Origin of the sequence: Gilliamella sp. B3464, from assembly GCF_026536145.1 — a bacterium.
Lineage (GTDB): Bacteria > Pseudomonadota > Gammaproteobacteria > Enterobacterales > Orbaceae > Gilliamella.
This window is the reverse complement of the sequence record NZ_JAFNOQ010000018.1, coordinates 1-8,162: the sequence shown is the minus strand read 5'-3', so window position 1 is coordinate 8,162 and position 8,162 is coordinate 1. Positions and strand designations below refer to the sequence as shown.

Here is an 8,162-nt window from a genome sequence, read left to right as displayed (position 1 = left end):
GATGTTTTGTTTTTCTGCTTCGGTTAATTCGTTGTCGTTCTTATCTCCATAGAATGTTTTTCGAATGACTTGCGCTGCCAGTTCATCGGTCACCCCACCCACTACGGCAAACACCCTGCGTTACACCTTAAAGGCAATTGGCTGGAGGACGCCGGCTTTACCACCGGACAACTCGTCACCATTACCGCTAAAAAAGGCAAGTTGATAGTGGAGCTTGTGAGGTAAATCGCATAATCAGCCCCGTTCTGCGATAAAGATCGCAGAACTATGAATAATTTAATACTAATACAATATAACTTTTATTTAATAACTTTATATTGATTAGAATTTATTCTTTCTAATTTATTTTCTAAAAATAATTTTTCTAATTGAGCTTTAATATCATACTTATCATATGTATTTCCTGACTGAGACTCTAAAAATTGTAATAATCGCCAATCATCAACTATTTTATATTCAAAAGGGCAAACGTGAGGATCTATAATAAGATGAGGTAATGGCATCTGGCGTGTAAATCTAAAACCTAAACCATGTCTAAAAAAACTCCATTCTTCATTATTTAACCTAAAATGTCCTCTTCTGGGAAAATCCAGAAAATATTTAAAATCAGATGAGGATGAATTTAATCTTTTAAATTCATCCATTAATTTTTTCTGAAAATTAATATATTCAAGTATTTTTTCAAACATAATTAATACCTAGTTTTAGCTTCTGCTGCCCAAATAAGAATTTCATCTGCTGCCTCTTTACTTGTAACCTCATTAATCCTTACTGGAACATCTTTAATTCCTGCCAATTTTGCTGCTGCAGCTCTATGATGCCCATCAATAATAATCATTTTCCCATCAATAATCACAACATCAATAGGCTGAGATTTATCAAATCCATTTTCTTTCATATCTTCAGCATAACGTTTAATATCTGAACCAGATACTTCATTTTTGCCTTGAATACCGATCAAACTTCCCACTGGTTTTTCTTGTACATTATCTGAAGTAAGAATAAAATCTCGCCAATCCCTAATCTCGATCTCAGGACCGGCTAATATTCCTGAATTTTTATCTTGTTCAATAATTGGAGTAACTAGTTTTCCTGCATCCTTGTCTTGCTCCGGAATAGGCGTACTAATAATTATTGGTTTTGGTTCTTCTGATATGGGGTATCCTTCTGGCTTAAATCTCTCATTATTTGGATCTATGGCTATCGTTGTTGCATATTTATCTTTCAATTCACCTAAATAACGATTAGTTATTTCATCATTTCCCATCATATTTAGGATAATAAGATGTTCTAAGTCTTCTGATGAGATATTATCGGCTATTTCTTTTGCAACTATTGCTGTTATTCCAGCTTTGATACCATATTCTAAAATTTTCTTAGCTACAAATCCTCTACAAGGTGCCGTTATTGCACAAGCCTCTAGGGGGAGTGTCACCAAACTATTATTCTCAACCGCATTTTTACCGGCAGCAATAGCGGTGCCGGCATCACCCACATCTCCCCCGGCAACGGCAATAGCCAGTCCGGTGGCAAGTTGGGCGAGTGCGCTGATGTTTTGTTTTTCTGCTTCGGTTAATTCGTTGTCGTTCTTATCTCCATAGAATGTTTTTCGAATGACTTGCGCTGCCAGTTCTCCCCCAACTGCGCCCAGACCACCCGATAATCCTGAGTTGCCTTGTAACTCCGCAACCACGGCGCCTAAAATCGCATGAGTAACTAAGTTTCCGGCAACATTATCGGTTACCCAGTTGCCATTTTCATCCATATGGCCGGTATGCTTTTTGATTTGCTCAGCCAGCCAAGGGGCACTGGCGCCAGCCAGTCCACCGGTAATATCACCCGAAATAATACCTGTCACAATGGCAACTGCACTATCTATCCCTTTGCTGACATCGCCCCCCATTGTGCCCAGGTTTTTACCATTTTTTAGGTTGGATGCTAATTGCGTATCAACCGCTGAATAATACCAGTAATCTTTATTATCTTCATAATACTTTTCAAACGATATTTTTGCTTTTTCGTCATCAGTTAACTTTTCATACGCTTTTGCTGCCTCAAGCCTTGATAACGCATCCTTATTTTTATCTACATCATTTTGCGCTTGTATGCGGTCATATTTATTCACCACATCTTTTGTTTGTTGGGCAATATCTTTAATTAACTCTACCGTTTCTATCTTATCAAGCTCTTTTTGCTTATCAAATATCTGTTTCAGTGGATTATTGGCACTCTCCGTATCCCGACTTAATTCATTGATATCCTGTTTTTGCTCGTCTTGATTACGGATGATTAACTGTCCCTCTTCCACTGCTGATTTGGTGGTACTTGAGTCTTTATCACTGTTTTGATACGCCGTTGGAACGCCAGGTCCTCCCGTACCGCCACTTATCGATACCTGGGTCACCTTAAAGTCCGCTTTGTTTTCTATATCACTAAAACTGATGGTGCCGGTATCTAACCGGTTTTTTGATTTATCCGCAGTGAATGCTAGGTGGTTTTATACCATTGGCTACGTGCCACAAGGCACAAAGCCCAACCCAAGACCACAACTAACAATCAAAGGCAGGTAGCTGGAGCAGGTAGGCTTTTATGTGGGCTGCCCTTTATCGTTAAGATTGAGCAAGGCAAGTTAGTGATAGAGATTGATTTACAAGTCTAAAAAACTATAACTTATAAATAATCTTTAATTCTTTTATATAAAAATTCATAAAAATTAATAGCATAAAACTTACATTCAGCAGATGGGAACATAATGTATATTGGACATTCCCCATTATCAAATTTAGTATAATCAAAATAATACACATCACCAAAATCTATTTGGCTAACAACAAGTTGTGTGTTTTTCATAATATTATTTTTCATATCAATGATATGATGATAAACAATATCTCCACCATTAACCGATTCAAAATCTAATCCGTAAATGCTGTATATTTCCTCTCCACATATTTCACCACCACGGTATTCACGTAAAAACCATTTATAAGAATTAGTTAAAGGAAAACCTAAATATTTTTCGGCCTTTAAAATCCATGATTCATCAACCGCATCTTCCGGAGTTCCGAAATTAATTATATTCTCATTTTTATTGATGAATTCAATAAGTATATTTTTTGTTATTTCATTCATAATTTTTACCTATATGTTTTTGCTCTCTCGATCCAATATTGAGTTTTCCATTTATTGAACTCATTTCTATTAATTCCAGAAGGAATAGTATTGGGATTAACATGAATCAAAGTTTTATTTTGTTGATGAAATGTTTATGTAACTTCAGTAGTAGCTCCATTTTGATTTAGTGTCATATGGTGTAAATTAATCGAATTTCCATCATGACCAATAGGTGCTCGACCAGATGCCATTTTTTCTAAATTTGTTCCTTTAATTATTTTCCCTTTATCTGTCAAAGTTGTCATCAAATTCGGATCAAACAAATCATTACGTTAATAAACCTTATTACCATTGAACTCTATAGGATCTTTGCTTCAGTATTTTCGCTTTTGTCCAAAATATTTTGCTGCAATTGAAATTGCAATACAGATCAAGAGATACGTAAAAATCCCCAATCTGGTAATCGGGGAAATTTATTAAATTAATTCTTCTCCATTAAGCAGTATAATAATATTTTCTTTTCCTAGCTCTGTGCGTAATAGATCTGCTATTTCAGATGTGTTGATTTCCGGAAAGGATTTATCATTAACAGATATCATAAAATAAGATTTTGGTTCTTTAAGACCAAATTCCTCAGCAATTAACAATTTAGTCTCTTGATTATATCTTTCTGTACGATCGTCAATGAGTTCAATTTGTTGATTATTTAGAATATTATGTGCGTCATACATTATATATGATAGACTAAACAAATGATTAAATTTAAATTTAATCGAATCTAACTTTGACTGTAACACGTTGGTTTCTATTTTGGTATAACATGTTATATCGATTGCCATTTATTTATCCTTATTTAATTCTTGTAGGTTTTCCTGATTGATCAATGACAATGACTTTATCTAACCCTTTCATTGGCCAATCATTAAATTGTTTTTGCAAATCGTCAACACTTACTTTTGTATCGGCCAAATTAATAACAACACTTTTTGTTTGACCTGCATTTATTTTTTCTAATGCTCGGTCATAGATATTACGAACCGAATTTGTTTTAGGGGCAATATTATCAAATATCTCACCATTTATTTTATAGTCAGGTTTTTTTAATCCAGGAATAATGGGATTTTGCTCAACATGATAACCATTGTTTGCAAGAATTTGTGCACTTTCATTTTCTCTCATAATTGAGCGTATATTGTCAGAACTACTTGAATGTGGTAATTGAGTTGGTTTTCCGGTTAAAGATCCTCCCGTCCCCTTTCCGGCATTAATCTCTTGCTCTTTTTTTACATGTTCACCAAAATTACTACTTTCATTAGCTTTCTGATTGGTGTCCTGATTATCCAGTATTTTATCCTTAGTCTCTTTATAATTTCCACCACCTTGTTCAACATTGCCTTTTCCGTGTTGTAGCTCTAAATCTGTTTTGTCTAATGGTTTGTTGGCATCAGTCTCTTTTCCGGTAACATTTTTACCTTTGCTTGCATTGTCTGTCACTTTTCCATAAACAGTCAATGTTGCTAGTCTTAGTGCATCATCAACACTCAGACCGCCATTACGAACCTGATGAACAATTTCATTAATATCAGGACCAGAGCCAAAAGCACCTAATATGTTATCTTTTAAAAATCTTTCTTGGATTTGTGATTCAGATAATCCTTCAGCTCGCCATTGTTTTAATAAAATTAATCCTCTTACTCCTGATAAATAAGGGTTAGATATAATGTTTGACGGTATCCAATCGCTTCCGGAAGCATCATAAATATCCCAATCCATAAAGCGGTGATTTTTGGCATTATCGGTTTGACCTTCTTGAATTCCTTCAAGCATCGAACTTGCATAAGATGAGACTAACTGGAAATATTCATCGGCAGATAAATTGCCTGATTGATATAATTCATAAAGAAGCCCTGGAAGGAATGATTGTCAAATACCAGGCAAGGCGCTGGGGCTCAGCAAGGCTGGCTAAGAAGAAGGATGAGTAGATAATAAAACAAGCAGTAACATCAATCAGCGCAGGCTAACAGTGTTGACGCACCGCTAACCTGCTAACCACAATCCACTAAGCGGTTTTATACCTCGGTTACATGCCACAAGGCATAAAACCTAACTCCAGACCACAACTGACCATTAAAGGCAGGTGGCAGGAGCAATTCGGCTTTTATGTAGGCGGCCCTGTTATAATTAAGATTGGCTGGGCAAGTTAATTGTCGAACTTGCGAAGCAGATCGCATAGTTAGAAGATAATTTATTGTGAACTCACTACCTAAGTCCATTCTAAAGAACCATCATCCAAAACCCAGACGGCTTCCGCCGGACAAGAATCATCAAAAAACCAATAGTCATCCATTAATTTTTGTTTATCAAACATTCCATCTGCCGTTTTTGGAAAAGCGTTATAAAATAATTTTATTTGATCGTCTATTGACCCCGATAGAAGATGTCCATTTTTTGCTAACTTAAGACGACCTTCTTTTAGTAATCTATGAACAAAATAAAAAAATAACGCTTTTCTTTTTTGGAATGGAATCTCGTTTCCAGTAACTTTTAAGGACGGCAATATATTTGGTGCAATATACGCCCATAACCCATTTAATGATTGTTGTTCTGCACAATCAACCACATAGTTATACTCAGATTCTTTAATCATATTTATAATTTTCTCACTTAAATTTTATTTCAGCTTTATTAAGTCCATTATATAATCTTAATAACGTTGGGTTATTTTTTATATCAATAGTCCAACGAGCGCCCGTATTTGAATTGGATGCATTTCTTAATGTAATATTAGTTCCATCTTGAAGACGTGCTGTATAAATACCATCTTTAACCTTCGTCAAAGGTTGTCCAGCTAATTCCTCTGCATAATTATATATTTGTTTATCTGACAAATTTTGACTTTCATAAATTCGAGTACTGTAACGATTCCCATCATTTTGTTTAATTAATTGACCATCAATCTCTAAATCAGTTTTAGGATTATCTTTATTATAAATGTCTTTTAACTCATCAAATCGTTTTTGTTGCTTTTCATTTTGATATTTTTCATTATTTTTCTTGCTATTATTGTTATCTTCATCATCGTCTTTTTTATTATAACCGGCTGACGCCAACACTGCTGCTGACTTTATAATCCGCTTTGTTTTCGATATCACTAAAGCCAATGGTGCCCGTATCTAACCGGTTTTAGGATTTATCCGCAGTGGAGGCTAGGTGGTTTTATACCTCGGTTACATGCCACAAGGTACAAAGCCCAACCCAAGACCACAACTGACCATTAAAGGCAGGTGGCTGGAGCAATTTGGTTTTTATGTCGGCTGCCCTGTTATTATTAAGATTGAACAGGGCAAGTTAATTATTGAACTTGCGATGCAGATCTAAAAATAGATAAGAAGAGCCCCGTTGGTTAGGTGGGAGATTTACTATCTACCACCACTTAGGATAATTAATAAATTCATTTTTGATGACAGAGTAAACATCATCAGTAATTTTACTGCTATAATCTGCAGTCATAACATTTCCTTCAAGATCTCGTCTCTTAATTGACCATGCAAACTCTATGAACTCATTACTTTTTATTATCTTTATGATAAAAGTATCATCCATATCATTTAATATAGTGTTTTTTCCCTCATTAAGCCCTTTAGAGAATCGATCCCAGACGCTACATTCAATCCAAATTTCTCCACTATATGCTAAAAGGTGAGTGAACTGATTTATATTAATATCAATTTTGAATTTAATTGACGGTAAATAATCATCTATTTCTATCTCATTAAAAATAATCTTGATAGGATCACTTAAATTAATACTCATTAATACTCCTACTTATTTAACTGGTCGAGCATGAATTACTGCAGGAAGCTCACCTAGTTGACGAGGTGGTGCTAATTTTAGCTCCCAACCGTCGATTGTAATTAACTTATTATATTCGACGCCATTTTTTATTGCTGAATTAAGAGCCCCTTGCAAACTGTTCAGTTGTTGTTGTGACGATAACCTTACAGCTTCTGGCGTGTAGTCTTTCGCTTTAAATTGAGCATATTCGGCAATATGTTCTGTTGCATTACCATGAATCCATACTTTCTGCCCATTAGGTAAAGTCAACTCAAATGATTTAGGGATAACTGAACCAGGGTAATTCGGTTGAGTTGCCTTCACTGAATCCCATACGGAACCAGTTGTTCCATTATTTATGTTAGCACTCGTCCCCTTTCCAGCAAGTTGATTGCCCAACTTGCGAAATAGATCGCATAATCAGCAGATAATTAACTCAGTTCTACGATGGAGATCAGCAGAACTGAGAGATCATAAGATATATTTCAATATAGTGCGGAATATTATGTTTTCTATTAATTAGTCCAATTGTAGTTTCTTTTCAGAATTGCATAAAATTCGTTACAAACTTCATCTTCTGAATTAAAATCACCTATATAGTTTTTACTACCTCGATCATTATGAATTAATTTCCATTTTTCATTATTTTGAACAATACAAAGACAATCACCATCTTTAAGCCCATCAAGGCTATATGACATATGGGGAACTTTTTTAACATCTAAAATTTTTTTTAATTCATCTCTATTCATTATTTTATTACCTCTTTTAAATAACCATTATCTACATACCATTTTACAGGTTTTGATAACTTATATTGTGTTCCTTGGCCAGGCTGGCCGAACCACGGTAAAACTTTACTTTGTGATACATCTTCTATTGGTTTTATTATTTCATAAACTTTATAAGGAGAATTTAATGATGTTGATGGTAAGGCTCTTGCCTCAAATGCAACTCCTTCTGGAGATATATAGTAACCAGTATCATATCCATATCTATCAACAAAATCACCTGGTTTAAGTGTCACTTTTTCGACTGGCCCATAAGCCCCACTATTTGGTGGCCAAATACCTAAATCTTCCTGAACTTTTCCTTCCAATTTACTGTGTTCACCAAAATTACTTGATTTATTACCTTTTTGGTTTTTTGCAATATTGGATTCAACATTACCTTTGATTATACTTTGAAGATGCGTATTTGTACTACCGGCTCCT

The 8,162-nt window shown here is 34.9% G+C and carries 14 protein-coding genes and 1 pseudogene; 3 read left to right on the top strand and 12 right to left on the bottom strand.

Annotated features, from left to right (window positions below; genetic code table 11):
* The first annotated feature begins 69 nt into the window (after nt 1–69).
* The gene (locus J3U57_RS12880; protein WP_416379688.1) at nt 70–225 is read left to right on the top strand and encodes a SymE family type I addiction module toxin; all 156 of its coding nucleotides are present in this window, start codon (nt 70–72) and stop codon (nt 223–225) included.
* A 74-nt stretch (nt 226–299) separates the two neighbouring features.
* Here the strand turns inward: J3U57_RS12880 and J3U57_RS12415 are convergent, their stop codons facing one another.
* From J3U57_RS12415 to J3U57_RS12390, 6 genes and pseudogenes are all read right to left on the bottom strand, one after another.
* Complete coding sequence (locus tag J3U57_RS12415) at nt 300–689, bottom strand: DUF6896 domain-containing protein (protein WP_267344957.1); 390 nt, start codon at nt 687–689, stop codon at nt 300–302.
* 2 nt (nt 690–691) lie between these two features.
* The gene (locus J3U57_RS12410; RefSeq protein ID WP_267344956.1) at nt 692–2,404 is read right to left on the bottom strand and encodes a VENN motif pre-toxin domain-containing protein; all 1,713 of its coding nucleotides are present in this window, start codon (nt 2,402–2,404) and stop codon (nt 692–694) included.
* Between the two features lie 266 nt (nt 2,405–2,670).
* Nucleotides 2,671–3,132: an SMI1/KNR4 family protein gene (locus J3U57_RS12405; protein ID WP_267344955.1), complete on the bottom strand. Its 462-nt coding sequence runs from the start codon at nt 3,130–3,132 to the stop codon at nt 2,671–2,673.
* A 5-nt stretch (nt 3,133–3,137) separates the two neighbouring features.
* Nucleotides 3,138–3,419: pseudogene (locus J3U57_RS12400) on the bottom strand (HNH/ENDO VII family nuclease).
* A 171-nt stretch (nt 3,420–3,590) separates the two neighbouring features.
* Nucleotides 3,591–3,953, bottom strand: coding sequence for a hypothetical protein (locus J3U57_RS12395; RefSeq protein WP_267344953.1), 363 nt, complete (start codon nt 3,951–3,953; stop codon nt 3,591–3,593).
* A gap of 10 nt (nt 3,954–3,963) precedes the next feature.
* Nucleotides 3,964–4,941, bottom strand: a complete 978-nt coding sequence (locus tag J3U57_RS12390; RefSeq protein WP_267358479.1) for a hypothetical protein — start codon at nt 4,939–4,941, stop codon at nt 3,964–3,966.
* Between the two features lie 257 nt (nt 4,942–5,198).
* Between J3U57_RS12390 and J3U57_RS12875 the strand changes: the two genes are divergently transcribed.
* Complete coding sequence (locus J3U57_RS12875) at nt 5,199–5,318, top strand: SymE family type I addiction module toxin (protein WP_416379687.1); 120 nt, start codon at nt 5,199–5,201, stop codon at nt 5,316–5,318.
* Nucleotides 5,319–5,377: 59 nt separating this feature from the next.
* Here the strand turns inward: J3U57_RS12875 and J3U57_RS12385 are convergent, their stop codons facing one another.
* Both J3U57_RS12385 and J3U57_RS12380 read right to left on the bottom strand, forming a co-directional pair.
* Complete coding sequence (locus J3U57_RS12385; RefSeq protein WP_267344972.1) at nt 5,378–5,761, bottom strand: DUF596 domain-containing protein; 384 nt, start codon at nt 5,759–5,761, stop codon at nt 5,378–5,380.
* A 13-nt stretch (nt 5,762–5,774) separates the two neighbouring features.
* A complete protein-coding gene (locus tag J3U57_RS12380; RefSeq protein WP_267358477.1) occupies nt 5,775–6,224 on the bottom strand; it encodes a hypothetical protein in 450 nt (149 codons plus the stop codon).
* A gap of 100 nt (nt 6,225–6,324) precedes the next feature.
* Between J3U57_RS12380 and J3U57_RS12375 the strand changes: the two genes are divergently transcribed.
* Complete coding sequence (locus tag J3U57_RS12375) at nt 6,325–6,492, top strand: SymE family type I addiction module toxin (RefSeq protein ID WP_267344970.1); 168 nt, start codon at nt 6,325–6,327, stop codon at nt 6,490–6,492.
* 45 nt (nt 6,493–6,537) lie between these two features.
* Here the strand turns inward: J3U57_RS12375 and J3U57_RS12370 are convergent, their stop codons facing one another.
* The 4 genes from J3U57_RS12370 to J3U57_RS12355 form a co-directional block, all read right to left on the bottom strand.
* Nucleotides 6,538–6,927, bottom strand: coding sequence for a hypothetical protein (locus J3U57_RS12370; RefSeq protein WP_267344969.1), 390 nt, complete (start codon nt 6,925–6,927; stop codon nt 6,538–6,540).
* A 12-nt stretch (nt 6,928–6,939) separates the two neighbouring features.
* A complete protein-coding gene (locus tag J3U57_RS12365) occupies nt 6,940–7,272 on the bottom strand; it encodes a hypothetical protein (RefSeq protein WP_267344967.1) in 333 nt (110 codons plus the stop codon).
* Between the two features lie 191 nt (nt 7,273–7,463).
* On the bottom strand, nt 7,464–7,700 hold the full coding sequence (locus tag J3U57_RS12360; protein ID WP_267344966.1) for a hypothetical protein: 237 nt from the start codon (nt 7,698–7,700) through the stop codon (nt 7,464–7,466).
* Nucleotides 7,700–8,162, bottom strand: a 463-nt coding sequence (locus J3U57_RS12355; RefSeq protein WP_267344965.1) for a TNT domain-containing protein, incomplete at its 5' end; no start/stop codon positions are given. The genes J3U57_RS12360 and J3U57_RS12355, both read right to left, overlap by 1 nt.

Excerpts from the sequence above, each read along its gene's own strand:
- J3U57_RS12415 (WP_267344957.1), bottom strand. The coding sequence starts at position 689 with ATGTTTGAAAAAATACTTGAATATATTAATTTTCAGAAAAAATTAATG.
- J3U57_RS12405 (WP_267344955.1), bottom strand. The coding sequence starts at position 3,132 with ATGAATGAAATAACAAAAAATATACTTATTGAATTCATCAATAAAAAT.
- J3U57_RS12395 (WP_267344953.1), bottom strand. The coding sequence starts at position 3,953 with ATGGCAATCGATATAACATGTTATACCAAAATAGAAACCAACGTGTTA.
- J3U57_RS12390 (WP_267358479.1), bottom strand. The coding sequence starts at position 4,941 with ATGCTTGAAGGAATTCAAGAAGGTCAAACCGATAATGCCAAAAATCAC.
- J3U57_RS12875 (WP_416379687.1), top strand. The coding sequence starts at position 5,199 with ATGCCACAAGGCATAAAACCTAACTCCAGACCACAACTGACCATTAAA.
- J3U57_RS12385 (WP_267344972.1), bottom strand. The coding sequence starts at position 5,761 with ATGATTAAAGAATCTGAGTATAACTATGTGGTTGATTGTGCAGAACAA.
- J3U57_RS12370 (WP_267344969.1), bottom strand. The coding sequence starts at position 6,927 with ATGAGTATTAATTTAAGTGATCCTATCAAGATTATTTTTAATGAGATA.
- J3U57_RS12360 (WP_267344966.1), bottom strand. The coding sequence starts at position 7,700 with ATGAATAGAGATGAATTAAAAAAAATTTTAGATGTTAAAAAAGTTCCC.